Source organism: Rhodococcus sp. ACPA4 (assembly GCF_002300185.1).
Classification (GTDB): Bacteria; Actinomycetota; Actinomycetes; order Mycobacteriales; family Mycobacteriaceae; genus Rhodococcus_F; species Rhodococcus_F globerula.
This window is the reverse complement of record NZ_NSDY01000003.1, coordinates 406,772-421,260: the sequence shown is the minus strand read 5'-3', so window position 1 is coordinate 421,260 and position 14,489 is coordinate 406,772. Positions and strand designations below refer to the sequence as shown.

The 14,489-nt window shown below is 62.3% G+C and carries 14 protein-coding genes; 12 read left to right on the top strand and 2 right to left on the bottom strand.

Translation table 11 applies throughout. From position 1 onward, the window contains the following. Positions 1–37: 37 nt before the first annotated feature. The 3 genes from CJ178_RS32025 to CJ178_RS32015 all read left to right on the top strand — a co-directional run bounded on the left by CJ178_RS32025 (position 38) and on the right by CJ178_RS32015 (position 3,708). Complete coding sequence (locus CJ178_RS32025; protein WP_095889047.1) at positions 38–1,483, top strand: aldehyde dehydrogenase family protein; 1,446 nt, start codon at positions 38–40, stop codon at positions 1,481–1,483. Positions 1,484–1,666: 183 nt separating this feature from the next. Further along, positions 1,667–2,889 (top strand): IS3 family transposase gene (locus CJ178_RS32020; RefSeq protein WP_095888597.1). Its coding sequence is split into 2 segments (ribosomal slippage): positions 1,667–1,973 and positions 1,973–2,889, totalling 1,224 coding nucleotides; the frame shifts between segments, so codons are not numbered across the junction. 153 nt (positions 2,890–3,042) lie between these two features. Next, positions 3,043–3,708: a helix-turn-helix domain-containing protein gene (locus tag CJ178_RS32015; protein WP_257013657.1), complete on the top strand. Its 666-nt coding sequence runs from the start codon at positions 3,043–3,045 to the stop codon at positions 3,706–3,708. A 75-nt stretch (positions 3,709–3,783) separates the two neighbouring features. Here the strand turns inward: CJ178_RS32015 and CJ178_RS32010 are convergent, their stop codons facing one another. Further along, on the bottom strand, positions 3,784–5,148 hold the full coding sequence (locus CJ178_RS32010) for an ammonium transporter (RefSeq protein WP_095889046.1): 1,365 nt from the start codon (positions 5,146–5,148) through the stop codon (positions 3,784–3,786). 188 nt (positions 5,149–5,336) lie between these two features. Here CJ178_RS32010 and CJ178_RS32005 point away from each other — a divergent pair, with 188 nt between their 5' ends. The 9 genes from CJ178_RS32005 (at position 5,337) to CJ178_RS31965 (ending at position 14,014) form a co-directional block, all read left to right on the top strand. Further along, positions 5,337–5,891 carry a HutD/Ves family protein gene (locus CJ178_RS32005; protein WP_095889045.1) on the top strand — a complete coding sequence of 185 codons (555 nt, stop codon included), beginning with the start codon at positions 5,337–5,339 and terminating at the stop codon, positions 5,889–5,891. A 199-nt stretch (positions 5,892–6,090) separates the two neighbouring features. After that, positions 6,091–7,281: an NAD(P)/FAD-dependent oxidoreductase gene (locus CJ178_RS32000; protein ID WP_095889044.1), complete on the top strand. Its 1,191-nt coding sequence runs from the start codon at positions 6,091–6,093 to the stop codon at positions 7,279–7,281. Positions 7,282–7,334: 53 nt separating this feature from the next. After that, the gene (gene glnT / locus CJ178_RS31995) at positions 7,335–8,702 is read left to right on the top strand and encodes a type III glutamate--ammonia ligase (protein WP_095889128.1); all 1,368 of its coding nucleotides are present in this window, start codon (positions 7,335–7,337) and stop codon (positions 8,700–8,702) included. Between the two features lie 28 nt (positions 8,703–8,730). Then, positions 8,731–9,630, top strand: coding sequence for a class II glutamine amidotransferase (locus CJ178_RS31990; protein WP_095889043.1), 900 nt, complete (start codon positions 8,731–8,733; stop codon positions 9,628–9,630). Next, a complete protein-coding gene (locus CJ178_RS31985; RefSeq protein ID WP_095889042.1) occupies positions 9,615–10,340 on the top strand; it encodes a protein glxC in 726 nt (241 codons plus the stop codon). The genes CJ178_RS31990 and CJ178_RS31985 overlap by 16 nt, the downstream gene beginning before the upstream one ends. Positions 10,341–10,349: 9 nt before the next feature. After that, positions 10,350–11,672 carry an FMN-binding glutamate synthase family protein gene (locus tag CJ178_RS31980; protein WP_095889041.1) on the top strand — a complete coding sequence of 441 codons (1,323 nt, stop codon included), beginning with the start codon at positions 10,350–10,352 and terminating at the stop codon, positions 11,670–11,672. Positions 11,673–11,771: 99 nt separating this feature from the next. Beyond that, entirely contained in the window at positions 11,772–12,440 is a 669-nt protein-coding gene (locus CJ178_RS31975; RefSeq protein WP_095889127.1) for a helix-turn-helix domain-containing protein, read from the top strand. A 10-nt stretch (positions 12,441–12,450) separates the two neighbouring features. After that, positions 12,451–12,708 carry a WhiB family transcriptional regulator gene (locus CJ178_RS31970; RefSeq protein WP_095889040.1) on the top strand — a complete coding sequence of 86 codons (258 nt, stop codon included), beginning with the start codon at positions 12,451–12,453 and terminating at the stop codon, positions 12,706–12,708. 79 nt (positions 12,709–12,787) lie between these two features. Further along, complete coding sequence (locus tag CJ178_RS31965) at positions 12,788–14,014, top strand: allantoate amidohydrolase (protein WP_095889039.1); 1,227 nt, start codon at positions 12,788–12,790, stop codon at positions 14,012–14,014. Positions 14,015–14,191: 177 nt separating this feature from the next. Here CJ178_RS31965 and CJ178_RS33805 read toward each other — a convergent pair whose 3' ends face one another. Beyond that, on the bottom strand, positions 14,192–14,359 hold the full coding sequence (locus CJ178_RS33805; protein WP_218833774.1) for a helix-turn-helix domain-containing protein: 168 nt from the start codon (positions 14,357–14,359) through the stop codon (positions 14,192–14,194). Positions 14,360–14,489 lie beyond the last annotated feature (130 nt).

Below are 14,489 nucleotides of genomic sequence, written 5' to 3'. Positions count from 1 at the left end.
TTCATTCACGAGCGTCACCAACAAGGAGAAGAAGCCAATGACTACAACGAACGACCTCTTGTCGGTAGGTCACCTCATCGGCCATGAGCTCACCGCTGCAGACAACTACGACAACGTCGTCGATCCCGGCCGATTGGGTGACGTCGTTGCACGAGTCGCCGTCGGTACCCCCGCAGATGTCAATCGAGCAGTGGAGGTGGCACACGAGGCGTTCAAGTCGTGGAAGAACATTGCACCCTCCGAGCGGGCCCGCCTACTTCTCGGGATCGCAGACGTCCTCGCGGCTTCCGGGGAAGATCTCGCCCCCTTGCTCGTTCGCGAGCATGGCGGAGTGCTTTGGGAGGCCCAGACCGACTTCGGACTCGGCACCGGTGTTCTCCAACACACCGCGAGCCTCGTCGAGAACTTTTTCGAGCCAGTTCAGTACGACGACCCCGAGAGCTTCATCAGCGTCGAACGCATTCCCCGCGGAGTCGTAGGCGCGGTCGTTCCGTGGAACATGCCGGTCGTTCTGACGATGATGAAACTGGCGCCCGCGTTGGCAACCGGCAACACCATCGTCATCAAACCGTCCCCGTTTGCTCCTGCCGCGCTCACGCTCGCCCTCCATCGTATGGCTGCGAAGCTGCCCGCCGGAGTGATCAACGTCGTGCACGGCAACTCCGATGTCGGACAGGCACTGACGTCGCACCCGTTGGTCCGCAAGATCGGGTTCACCGGAGGAACGGCCACTGCACGCCAGGTGATGGCGGCCGCGGCAGGAACCATCAAGAATCTGACCCTCGAACTCGGTGGCAATGACCCGGCCATCGTCCTCGACGACGTCGATATCGACGCCGCGCTCGATCGAATGCTCAAGGGTGTTTTCACTCGATCAGGGCAGATCTGCTTCGCGGTCAAGCGTATTTACGTCCCGCGCGGGCTCTACGGAACATTCGCCGATGCCTTCATCGAGCGTGTCGATCAGTACGCAGTGGGGCACGGTCTGGATGAGAACGCCAGTTTCGGCCCACTCAACAACAAGGTCCAGTTCGACTCGGTAAACGCGCTCATCGAGGGCACCAAGAGCTCTTCGGCCAAGGTCGTGCAGCTTGGACGTAAGCTCGATTCCGCTGCCGACGGTTACTACGTGCTACCGCATGTGGTTCGCGACGTCGAACACTCCGCACCGATCAGCAGCTGTGAACAGTTCGGGCCCGTGATTCCACTGATCGCGTACGACGACGAAAACCAAGTTGTCGATTGGGCGAACGACTCCGAGTACGGTCTCGGATCGTCTGTGTGGACCACCGATCACGATCGAGGGGTGGCCGTTGCGCGGCGCATCGAGGCAGGCAGCACGTTCATCAACACCCACGCCTTCGAATCACTCGATCTCAGAATGCCTTTCGGTGGTGTGAAGCAAAGCGGTATAGGTCGCGAATTCGGCGAAGCAGGGATGCGCGAGTACGTCGATGAGCATTCGATTCGCCTACTCAAGTGACACCGTCCACACATCGGCCATCAACGCACCAGAAGGAATAGACATGGCCCGCCGACACGACCGGGGCCGCAAGTCTAGCTTCTGAATCGCATGTAAGTGTTTGTAGTGACCGGGCCTTGACCCCGCGGGTTGGACACGCTTGATCCTGGTCTCAGACCAGGGAAAGCGAGAAGATCTAACCCGATGGCAAAGAAAAATTACTCCGAAGAGTTCCGCCGCGACGCAGTCGCGCTGTACCGCGACACCGACGGCGCGACCGTAGCCGGGATCGCCGCCGACCTCGGCATATCCCACGGCTCCCTGACCACATGGCTGAAGAACGCGGGAATCCCGATCCGCAGACCCGCCGCCACCGCTCCGGGGCCCGGCACCGGCGAGACACCCGAGCAGGAAGCCGCCAGGCTCCGCGCCGAGGTTGCACACTTGCGAGCGGAGAAAACCAAGCTCGAAACCGAGCGAGACATCCTGCGGTCGGCGGCAAAATATTTCGCCGGAGAGACGAATTGGTGAACCGCTTCCAGTTCGTTGCAGACCACTCCGACACCTACCCGGTGAAGCGGTTGTGCCAGGTCATCGATATCGCCCGCTCGTCGTACTACGCATGGATCAACGCCGCCGACACGCGGGCTGCCCGCGCAATCGCCGACCTCGAACTCGCCGAGAAGATCCGCGCCGTCCACACGGTGGACAACACCTACGGGCGGCCCAGGATCACCGCCGAGATCAATCACGGACAACCCACCGGCCAGCGGGTCAATCACAAACGGATCGCAAGGATCATGCGTGCCAACAACATCGAGGGCCTGCGGCTGCGCCGAAAACACCGCACCACCATCGCCGAACCAGCCGACACTCCGGCGCCGGACCTGCTCAACCGTGATTTCACCGCCGCCGCACCGAACACCAGATACGTCGGTGACATCACGTACTTGCCATGCGGAGACGGTGAGTTCTTGTATTTGGCCACGGTGATCGACTGCTTCTCCCGACGCCTGGTGGGCTGGTCGATCGCCGAGCACATGCGTACCGAACTCGTCGAGAACGCGCTCGAGGCCGCAGCTCGCACCCGCGGCGGTCTTGCCGGTGCAGTGTTCCACGCCGATCGCGGAAGTCAGTACACCTCAAAGTGTTTCGCGATGATCTGCGCGGATTTGGGTGTTGCACAATCGATGGGAGCGGTGGGCACGAGCGCGGACAATGCCCTGGCCGAGTCGTTCAATGCGACACTCAAACGCGAAACGCTGCAAGGCGCAGCCCGCTGGGAATCGCCCCGGGCGGCAAGGCTCGCGGTGTTCCGGTGGATCACCCGCTACAACACCCGACGCCGGCACTCGTACTGCAACTATCTCAGTCCCACCGACTACGAAAACGCTCACACATCCGATAGCCTGCAGCAAGCCGCGTAATCACAAACCCCGTGTCCAGTTTCCGGGGTCAAGGCCCACCGGCCCGGGGCTGGCCACTACAAACACTTACTTGCGATTCAAAGACCGATTTAGATAACCGTTCTACCGACCGCTTTCGTCCACTGAGGGTGAACGGCGGTTTAGGATAAGTGCGTGCCAGAAGACGATCCAATAACCGATCACCCATCACAACAGATTCTCGACGCGGTCGAGCGAGAGGTCCCCCAGGACACGCCGACCGGACCAGATCTCGAACGAGTGATCGCCAAACAGGCTCGGGCACTTCGACGAGCGACGGGCCTCTCGGTCGGAGACATGGCGATCAAGGTCGGCATCTCCAAGGCAATGCTGTCGAAAATTGAGAACGCACAGACATCCTGCAGCCTCAACACTCTCGCGCGCCTGGCAGCAGGTCTAGACGTTCCGGTCACGTCGTTGTTTCGCGGTGCAGACTCCGAGCGCGATGCTGTCTACGTGGAGGCCGGCCACGGTGCAACGATCGTGGGTCGAGGCACGCGTATCGGACACCATTACGAACTTCTCGGTGCATTGCGCGGACAACACAAACGACTCGAACCTGTGCTGGTGACACTGACCAACGCCAGCGAGGTCTTCCCACTATTCCAGCACGCGGGTACCGAGTTGTTGTACATGCTCGAAGGAGTCATGGTGTACGGACACGGAGAGTCGGAATATACGCTGCGCCCTGGAGATTCACTTCTGCTCGACGGCGAAGGACTGCACGGGCCACACGATCTCGTGAGGCTGCCCATCAAGTTCCTGGCTGTCACCGCATACCCTGATCACCACGAGGACTGACGAACGAAACGGCAGGACCTGCACTGTGTCTGCAGATCTTGCCGGACGGTCTGCAGATCTTGCCGGACGTTTTTCTCATTCAGAGCGCGAGGGCGCGGTCCCTCTTGCCGAATTCGTCGTGATGACCTCGGCCGCTGCGACTGCATCAGCTGCTTTGACTGCGCGAGAAGTTGGGCCGGGCGCGTCGAGGACATATGCCGTCTCCCCGTGCACCGCGACGTCGAGACCTTCTAGTTCGATGTCGTGATCGACACGGATGCCCGTCGTCTTCTTGAGAACCATTGCAATCATCCAGGTGACGACGAAGCTGTACGTCAGTACCGCGAGGACGGCGACGACCTGACGCCAAAGCAGATCGACGCCGCCGCCGTAGAAGAGGCCTGCGGCCGCATTGGGTGCAGCTTCGGTCGCGAGGAATCCGACGAGGACGGTTCCGAGGATGCCGCCGACAAGGTGTACGCCGACCACGTCGAGGGCATCGTCGTATCCGAGTCTGTATTTGAGTGATACCGCGACGCAGCACACCGCTCCGGCGAGTCCGCCGACGATCAGGGCGCCGATCGGCGACACCGCGCCACATGCTGGGGTGATGGCCACGAGCGCGGCGATCAACCCCGAGGACGCACCGAGCGAGGTGGCGTGACCCTCTCGAATGCGCTCGACAGCGAGCCACGCGATGATTCCGGCACACGCGGCGGCGACGGTGTTGAGTACGACCACCGAGGCACTGTTGCCCGCGGCCAGCGCCGATCCGCCGTTGAAGCCGAACCAACCGAAGAGAAGGATGCCCGAACCCAGCATCGTCAACGGGAGGCTGTGCGGCCGCGGCGGGCTGTTGAACAACGAACGACGACCGAGCACGATGACGAGCGCGAGCGCCCCGATTCCGGCGTTGATGTGCACTGCCGTTCCACCGGCGAAGTCGATGGCGGCGAGCTTGTTGGCAATCCATCCACCGGCGACCGAACCGTCGGAGGAGTCGAATGCGAACACCCAGTGTGCGACTGGGAAGTAGACCAGCGTGGCCCAGAGTCCGGCGAACACCATCCATGAGCCGAATTTCATACGGTCGGCGACCGCGCCCGAGATCAGTGCGACGGTGATTCCCGCGAATAACAGCTGGAAGGCCGACACCAGCGCAGGCGGCAAGCCGGGTTCGGCGGGGGCGTCGAGCAGTGAACTCGAGCCGAAGAACTCGAGAGGGTTACCGAGGATGCCGGCTCCACCGATCGAGTTGCCCAGGACGGTCGAGTATCCGAAGACGATCCAGAGGATTCCGACGACGGCGAAAGCGCCGAACGTCATCATCGCCATGTTCAATGTGCTCCGAACGCTGACCATGCCCCCGTAGAACAGGGCGAGGCCGGGCACCATCAGTGAGACAGCCGCGAAGGCTGCGAGCATCCACGCAGTGTCTGCGGCGGCGACGGCTTCGTTCATATGTGATCCACCTAGTTCGTGATCGAAGAATGAAGGGGCGCCACCCGCAAATAGGTTCTCATCGGTGGCCGTGGTACACCAAGAGTAAACCAACGCGATCGTTAACACGGTTCGCTTCGCCGTGAACGGTACGTAAACTCCTGCCACGGCTGGAATTTGAATCCCTTTTATTCACAAGGAGACTCACCATGCCCGACCTTATCGTCCCACTTCGCCGGGAAGATCGCCTGCGCACACCATGGAAGAACGGGGCAGGAACCACCGAGGAAGTAGCCGTCGACGGCGGAGCACATCCCGGATGGCGCATCAGCATCGCTGACCTCGGAGACACTCCGTCGATCTTCTCCACGTTCCCCGGCCTCGACCGCATCTTCACGATCGTCGGTCCGCACGGTGTCGATCTCGAGCTCGCGGGAACGACGTCGCACGTCGCCCCACTCCGCCCCTTCACATTCGACGGGGAGGTCGATCTTCGATGCGTCCCCGCCGGCTCCACCAGTGCGTTCAACGTGATGGTCGACCGCAACTCCTACCGAGCGGCGGTCACGATTCACGACCTTCGAGACACAGCACTGCACACCGATCCCGACACCGTCACCGTCGCCTACGTGCACAGCGGCCGCATCGACGCCGAAGGACACACAGCGCACAGCGGAGACTGCCTGCTCGTGCGCCGTTCCGCCGTCGAGATGGTCGGAATCGGGACGATCACCCGGGTGGAAATCACAGCCTTGCGTTCATGAAACAACAACCACTGCTAGGAAACTGTGATGCCGCCCTGACGCATTCGTAACGTGTTTGTCACACATCAACTGTTTCATAGTGGACAACAGTGATTCACTTGCTGAAACAGCGGTCGCAAGACCAGATCGACAGCAGCATCCCTGAACAGCAGCATTCCTGATCGGGTGCAAGACCACCTGCCATCGTAAGGATCGACACGTGAGCGACACGACCAAGTTCTTGATCATCGGCGGAGGACTCGAAGGACTCGCCATCGCCTACTCGCTCGCCGAGCGCGGCGAGACGGACGTTCTGGTCCTCGAACGGGACACCCTCTGCTCGGGCATGACCGGCAAGTCCAGCGGCGTCGTCCGCTGCCACTACGGCACACCGTCGCTGGCCGCGATGTCGTGGTACGGCATCGACATCTTCACTCGCGCAACGGAAATCTTCGACGACGACATGGCGTTCCGCCAGTGCGGCTACGTCGTCGGAGTCGGCGAGAACAATGTCAAGCCCCTCGAAAAGAACATCGCGATGATGCAGGGGCTCGGCATCGCAACGGAATTCATCGCCCACGACAAGATGGCCGAACTCTGGCCGGGCCTGCATCTCGACGATTTCGCACTGTTCGCCTACGAACCTCTCGGCGGACGCGGCGAGGCGTACATGGCAGGCATGGCATTCGCAGCCACCGCCCGAAAGATGGGCGTCAAGATCCGTCAGAGCACACCGGTGGTGTCCCTGTTGCAGAACGCGTCGGGTGCCGTGTACGGCGTGACGTTGAAGGACGGATCCGAGGTACACGCAGAACACGTCATCCTCGCGACCGGGCCGTGGGCGCCTGCCCTGGCCGCGGGTGTCGGCGTCGACCTCGATGTGAAAGCGCAACGCGCACAGCTCGTTCTGATCGATCAGGGTGTTCCGACGCCCGAGGTGCCGGTGTTGTCCGATCTCGCCGGACTGCAGTACATCTGCCGCGAGCCCAACGGTGAGCTCCTTGTAGGCAACTCCGATCACCAGGCACCGGAGTACATCGATCCCGACAAGTACGTCAATCGCGCCGACGACGCCGCGATCGAGAAGAACATCGTCAAGCTCGGACATCGCTTGCCCGACATGCCCGATCCGCGAATCACCAGCTCGTACGTGGGTGCCTACGACGTCACCCCGGACTACAACCCGATTATCGGCCCCTCCCCCGTCGACGGCCTCTTCCTGGCAACAGGATTCTCCGGCCACGGCTTCAAGATTTCCCCGGCAGTGGGCAAGCTCGTGGCCGACCTGCTGATCGACGACGAAACCTCGCTGCCGAACGTCAATCCCGCAGACTTCCGCTACTCGCGCTTCGCCGAAGATGACCTTCTGTTCAGTCTCCACCCGTACGAGGGCGCCGGAGAAATGCGATGACCCTGACCGACAGAACAGATCCGGCCGACATCAGACTCGAAAAGGACACCCTCATGGCTGTAGACACATCCGAGGCCGCACCGATCACCGAGACCTCACTGCCCGCCGAAACCTCCTCGCCCACCCTCTCCGAGGTCGCCCATGCCAGCGGCACCACGTTCATCCTCGCGTTGTTCGTGACCCTGTCCGGGAAGCCGTGCGCCAAGCTCGTTCCTATCCAGGCAGTCAAGCAACTCGAGGACGACGGAGTCGGTTTCGCCGGCTACGCCGCAGGTCACATGGGTCAGGAACCCAAGGACTCGGACCTCGTCGCCATCGCGGACGTGGCGTCCTTCACCCCGATCCCCTTCGTCAAGCCGGGTCTGGCGATCGTGCACTGCGATCCACACGTCGAGGGCAAGCCGTGGCCGTACGCACCCCGCGTCATCCTCAAGGAGCAGCTACGCAAGGCCGCGGAGCTGGGAATGTCGGTCAACGTCGGTGCCGAGATCGAGTACTTCCTCGTCAACCGCGTCGACGGCGAACTCGTCACCGCCGACCGCGGCGACACCAGCGCCAACCCCTGTTACGACGCCCGCGACGTCACCCGCATGTACGACCACCTCACCGAGATCTCCGAAGCCATGAACACCCTCGGCTGGGGCAACTACGCCAACGACCACGAGGACGGCAACGGTCAGTTCGAGCAGAACTTCGACTACGCCGACGCCATGACGACCGCGGACCGGGTCATCACGCTGCGCTACCTGCTGTCGGTCATCGCCGAGAAACGCGGCATGCAAGCCACTTTCATGCCCAAACCCTTCACCACCCGCACCGGCACCGGGCTGCACATGCACCTCTCGCTGTGGAACGACGCGGGCGCGGTCTTCCCCGACGCCGACGACCAACAGGGCCTCGGACTGTCGCCGACGGCCTACGCCTTCGTCGCCGGAATTCTCGAGCACGCCTGCGCGTTGCAGGGCCTGATAGCACCGACCGTCAACTCCTACAAGCGAACCGGCGCGACCGCGACTGCGAGCGGGGCAACATGGTCACCGCGCTACGCCACCTACGGCGGCAACGATCGCACCCACTACCTCCGTGTCCCGGACAAGAACCGAGTCGAACTCCGCGGCGGCGACGGTTCCGCGAACCCGTATCTCGCCGCTGCAGGCGCGATCGCAGCCGGTCTCGACGGTGTCCGACGCGGACTACACCCCGGTAAGCCCGGCAGCGGAGACTCTCCCAGCGAAATGCTGCCGATGACCCTCCTGCACGCGATGGACGCCCTCGAAAAGGACTCCGTACTCACTGAAGCACTCGACGCCGCAGGCCCAGGAGTCGCGGAGTACTTCGCGAAGACCAAACGCGAAGAGTTCTTCGAATGGCACAACACGGTCAGCTCATGGGAGATCGACCACTACCTCACCGCCTTCTAGCGCGTTCACAGTCTCGGAAAGGAACACTATGTGTGGAATCGTCGGGCTTCACCTGCGTGACGCCACGCTCTACCCCCACCTCGGTGCGTTGTTGACCGACATGCTCGACCAGATGTGCGACCGCGGGCCGGACTCGGCCGGCATGGCCGTCTATGGCGACCCGACATGGTCGCCAGCAGGGGAAGCCACAGTGTCGTTGCTCGATTCCTCCGTCGGCGCAACAGAACTCGCCACCAAGGTCACCGAGATCGTCGGAGTATCGGTCACCGGTCACGACCTCGACCCCACGATAGTTCTGCACGGCGCAGCCTCCACCGATGCGCTCACCGCAGCAGTCCGCGCGGTCGTTCCCGACGCGCGCATCATCGGCTTCGGTGACGATCTGACGGTGCTCAAGGGGATGGGGAATCCGATCGAACTCGCCCACCGATTCGGGCTGCCCCAGGCGATCGGATGGCAGGGCGTCGCACATACCCGCATGGCCACCGAATCGGCCGTCACGGCAGAGGGTTCGCACCCGTTCGCCGTCGGACCGGATCAGTGCCTGGTACACAACGGTTCGTTCTCGAATCACATGTCGATCAAGCACGAGCTCGAACGTGCCGGAGTCAGTTTCGACAGCGAAAACGACACCGAGGTCGGTGCACGATTCGTCGCGAAGCAGCTTGCCGAGGGCGTCGATCTCGAAAAGGCACTGCTGATGCTAAACGAAACCTTCGACGGTTTCTACACGCTGCTCGTCTCCAACAGTGACTCGTTCGCCGTTGTCCGCGACGCGATCTCCTGCAAACCGGCCATCATCGCCGAAACCGATCGTTGGGTGGCCATGGCCTCCGAATACCGCGCTCTGGCACATCTGCCAGGCATCGAGAACGCCCGAATCTTCGAGCCCGAACCGGAAGAGGTGTACGTATGGCACCGTCAGTGACCACCACGCAGGAGATCCCGACCCAGGAGGCCGTAACAGGGTCGATCGATCTTCAGAACTTCAGCACTCGCGACGTCAACGAACTTCTCAGCTCTCCCGACGCACCGAAGGCGCTGACGATCATTCAGCCACAGGGTGCACACGCCCTCGCATGCGGTCTCGACGCCGAACTCGACGTGACCATCGAAGGGCACGTCGGCTACTACTGCGCAGGCATGAACCAGAAGGCGACGGTCACGGTAACCGGAAACGCCGGAGTCGGCGTCGCCGAGAACATGATGTCCGGTCGCGTCCATATCAAGGGCGATGCGTCCCAATCCGCCGGTGCCACCGCGCACGGAGGCCTACTCGTCATCGACGGCAACGCGGCTGCTCGATGTGGCATCTCAATGAAGGGCGTCGACATCGTCGTCGGCGGCGACATCGGCCACATGAGCGCCTTCATGGGACAGGCCGGACGCCTCGTCGTCTGCGGTGACGCCGGTGAGGCACTGGGAGATTCGATCTACGAAGCAAGAATCTACGTCCGCGGGACCGTGGCCTCCTTGGGCGCCGACTGCATCAAGAAGGAGATGCAGGCCGAGCACCTCGCGGAGCTGAAAGACCTGCTCGATTCCGCAGGTATCGACCACGATCCGAACGAGTTCACCCGGTACGGATCCGCCCGCCAGCTCTACAACTTCCACGTCGACAACGTCAGCGCGTACTAGGAGACACCCATGAATGCATACGTCCCCGCTACTCAGCCACGCGAGTCGGCGACCTTCGACCGCGGCGTCATCGCCGAAATCCAGCGCGCCGCAGAGACCGGAATCTACGATATTCGCGGGTGGGGTGCCAAACGCAAGCTCCCCCACTTCGACGACCTGCTGTTCCTCGGCGCATCGATGTCGCGCTACCCGCTCGAAGGCTATCGGGAGAAGTGCGACACCGACGTCGTGCTCGGCGACACACACGCGAAATTCCCACTGCACCTAGATATCCCGATCACCATTGCCGGAATGAGCTTCGGCGCACTGTCCGGTCAAGCCAAGGAAGCGCTCGGCCGCGGCGCCAGCGAAGTGGGCACCTCGACCACCACCGGCGACGGTGGTATGACGGCTGAAGAGCGTGGTCAGTCGAAAAACCTCGTCTACCAGTACCTGCCCTCGCGCTACGGAATGAACCCGGACGATCTCCGCAAGGCCGACGCCATCGAGATCGTTCTCGGACAGGGCGCGAAGCCGGGCGGTGGTGGAATGCTGCTGGGCCAGAAGATCACCGAGCGAGTCGCAGAAATGCGCACACTTCCGATGGGGGTCGACCAGCGCTCGGCGTGCCGTCACCCCGACTGGACCGGCCCCGACGACCTCGCGATTAAGATCATCGAACTCCGCGAGATCACCAACTGGGAGAAGCCGATCTACATCAAGGTCGGCGCCACCCGCACGTACTACGATGTCAAACTCGCTGTGAAGGCAGGCGCCGACGTCGTCGTCGTCGACGGAATGCAGGGCGGCACCGCCGCGACGCAGGACGTCTTCATCGAGCATGTCGGCATCCCGACGCTCGCTGCGATCCCGCAGGCCGTGCAGGCTCTGCAGGAGATGGGCGTTCACCGCAAGGTCCAGCTCATCGTCTCCGGCGGGATCCGAAGTGGTGCCGACGTAGCGAAAGCCATGGCCCTCGGCGCCGACGCCGTCGCCGTCGGCACTGCTGCTCTGATCGCATTGGGCGACAACAGCCCCCGCTATCAGAAGCAGTACGAGGAACTCGGCAGCGCTGCTGGCTTCTACGACGACTTCCAGGCTGGTCGCGACCCCGCGGGCATCACCACGCAGGATCCCGAGCTGTCGAAGAATCTCGATCCCGTCGAAGGTGGGCGCCGTCTGGCCAACTACCTTCGTGTGCTCACGATGGAAGCGCAGACCCTCGCCCGAGCCTGCGGCAAGTCGCACCTGCGCAACCTCGAACCCGAGGACCTCGTCGCGCTCACGGTCGAGGCGTCCGCGATGGCACGGGTTCCACTCGCAGGAACGAACTGGATCCCCGGCCGCTACTGATTGCAGCCACCCGTGTGTGGGCAGTAGGACTTCAGTGTCGTCGAGTTCACTGTCACCACTCACACACGGGTCCGGAACGAGCGAGAGATGGAGAACACCATGACAGCAGCGCACACCGTCAAGAACATCCCCACGCCCGGCACCGTTCACGACACCGAACCACGGGAAGTCGCGCCCGGTGACGCCGACACCGGGTCGTTCGAAGCAGTCATCGGTGCGCAAGTACGGACCCTGCGGATCAATGCGGGACTGTCCCTTAGCGACATGGCAACCCAGGTCGGTATCTCCAAAGCGATGCTGTCGAAGATCGAGAACGCGCAGACCTCCTGCAGCCTGGCCACGTTGTCGAGGCTCTCGATGGGCCTCGATGTCCCCGTCAGCACACTGTTCCGCGGAGCAGGCACACAGCGGGAGTCCGTCTACACCCCCGCAGGTCACGGCGCTCACATCGTCGGCCGTGGAACCCGTGCCGGCCATCATTACGAGATGCTCGGAGCACTCTTTGGGCAGCACCGACGACTCGAGGCGGTACTCGTCACTCTCGAACAGGAGTCGACGATCTCCCCGCGATTCGCGCACCCGGGCACCGAACTGTTGTTCATGCTCGAAGGCGACATGGTCTACACCCACGACGGCTCCGACTACCGCATTCGGCCTGGCGATTCGTTGCTGCTCGACGGCGAAGGCCTGCACGGGCCGAAAAGCCTCTCCGAACTCCCAATCCGTTTCCTCGCAGTCACTGCGTACCCGGACAATCATGTCGAGTAGAGGCCGAGCAATGAGACACGAAAGACCGGTCGTGCTACCGGCACCTGTTGCCTCCGAATGGGAATGGCAGCTGCGCGCAGATTGCCAGACACACGACGTGAGCATGTTCTTCGAACGCGAAGACGACGCCGAACAGTCCGCAAATGCCAGAGCGGTATGCGGCGGATTCCCTGTGCTCGAGCAGTGCCGCGACTACGCGATCGATGCAGGCGAACCGCACGGAATTTGGGGCGGACTGTCGGACCGAGAACGCAACCGGCAACGATGACTCAGGCCACGAACCCTTCACGACAACCGCAGAACCAGCTGAACTTTCCTGTGATCTACCCGAGAGGACGCGCACGTTCATGACTTCCTTCGATTCCCTCTGGAATTCCATTCTCGACGTCGGCCAGCACCACAGCACGCGTGGTTACCGCCGATTCGCCTGGAGTGATGCCGATCTGACGTTGCGGGAGTGGTTCCGCGGCGAGGCGCATAAACGACGTATGGACGTCGAGGAGGATCGCAACGGCAACCTGTGGGCGTGGTGGATGCCGGACGGTTGGGTCGGTGAACCGACGGGCACATTCGTGACGGGTTCGCACCTCGACTCGGTCCCCGACGGCGGCGCCTTCGACGGCCCGTTGGGTGTCGTCTCGGCGTTCGCCGCCGTGGACATCCTGCGTGAGAAGGGCGTCGTACCGTCCATCCCCATTGCCGTCACCGCTTTCTCGGACGAAGAAGGCGCACGCTTCGGAGTCGCCTGCATCGGAAGCCAACTCACCACCGGAGCGCTCACAGCCGAGCGCGCACTCGGTCTGCGCGATGCCGACGGAATCACCCTCGCTGAGGCCATGACCAAGGCCGGTCGGGCACCCGAGCACATCGGCACCGACGACTCCCTGGTGAGCCGAGTCGGCGTCTACGTCGAACTGCACGTCGAGCAAGGCCGAGCACTCGATCTCGTCGACAAGCCCATCGCTGTTGCGTCGTCGATCTGGCCGCACGGTCGATGGGAGTTCACTTTCACCGGTGAAGCGAACCACGCCGGGGCGACGAGACTCGTCGACCGCCGGGACCCGATGCTCGCCTTCGCATCCTCCGTGCATTCGGCCCGCACTGCTGCTGCCTCCCACGAGGCCGTCGCGACCTTCGGCAAACTACGTGTACTTCCCAACGGCGCCAACGCTATCCCGTCGGAAATAAAGGCGTGGCTCGACGCGAGGGCCGCGGACGAGGAGACTCTGACCAAACTCGTCACGCAGATCGAATCGGAGGCACGCAAACATTCTGACATCGACGAAATCGGTCTGGCGGTGTTCGCCGAATCCATCACGCCGATCGTCGAGTTCCCCTCCGAGCCGCGCGAGAAGTTACGACGCGCACTCTCCCACCTCGGTGACGTGCCGGTCCTTCCCACCGCGGCGGGCCACGATGCCGGCATACTGTCCGCCAAGGTACCGACCGCAATGCTGTTCGTACGCAACCCAACCGGAATTTCCCACTCCCCCGACGAGTTCGCCGAACCCGGCGACTGCAACATCGGCGCTCACGCACTTGCCGACGTCATGGCCGACTGGGTCACTAACTAAGTACAAATTTGCATCTGCTGTGACGATGACACTCTTCATTGTTTGATTGGAGCGGCTGTCTTGGCATCGAAGAAAACGCATTCGGGAGATGCTGCCCAGAATGAATAGTACAAACTCGCTCTTGGTATTCCATGAATTCCGGCCTGTCCCCGGATCGGTCTACCAATTTGATTGAATTTAAGTTCTGCTGAGGCGATATTCGCTGGGTGTGACGCCATACTGAGCCTTAAATACCCGACACAAACGGCTCGCGTCGGCAAATCCCCACCGTGTGGAGATGGCCTGCACGGTCGAGGAAGGGTCGGCGAGATCACGGTGAGGACGGCGAAGCCGATGGTCGTGCAACCCATACCGGGAGACTCTTCGACGAATACCTCTGCTGCACTAGGGTTTCCGTATCACCTCTCTTGTCGTTGACGCGGACTTTTTCCATTTGTTTCGGTACGTACGGCTTGATTCGGTAGTGCAAGCTTCT

Coding starts and splice junctions, on each gene's coding strand:
- CJ178_RS32025 (WP_095889047.1), top strand. CDS start 38: ATGACTACAACGAACGACCTCTTGTCGGTAGGTCACCTCATCGGCCAT.
- CJ178_RS32010 (WP_095889046.1), bottom strand. CDS start 5,148: ATGAACGAAGCCGTCGCCGCCGCAGACACTGCGTGGATGCTCGCAGCC.
- CJ178_RS32005 (WP_095889045.1), top strand. CDS start 5,337: ATGCCCGACCTTATCGTCCCACTTCGCCGGGAAGATCGCCTGCGCACA.
- glnT (WP_095889128.1), top strand. CDS start 7,335: ATGGCTGTAGACACATCCGAGGCCGCACCGATCACCGAGACCTCACTG.
- CJ178_RS31990 (WP_095889043.1), top strand. CDS start 8,731: ATGTGTGGAATCGTCGGGCTTCACCTGCGTGACGCCACGCTCTACCCC.
- CJ178_RS31985 (WP_095889042.1), top strand. CDS start 9,615: ATGGCACCGTCAGTGACCACCACGCAGGAGATCCCGACCCAGGAGGCC.
- CJ178_RS31980 (WP_095889041.1), top strand. CDS start 10,350: ATGAATGCATACGTCCCCGCTACTCAGCCACGCGAGTCGGCGACCTTC.
- CJ178_RS31975 (WP_095889127.1), top strand. CDS start 11,772: ATGACAGCAGCGCACACCGTCAAGAACATCCCCACGCCCGGCACCGTT.
- CJ178_RS31970 (WP_095889040.1), top strand. CDS start 12,451: ATGAGACACGAAAGACCGGTCGTGCTACCGGCACCTGTTGCCTCCGAA.
- CJ178_RS31965 (WP_095889039.1), top strand. CDS start 12,788: ATGACTTCCTTCGATTCCCTCTGGAATTCCATTCTCGACGTCGGCCAG.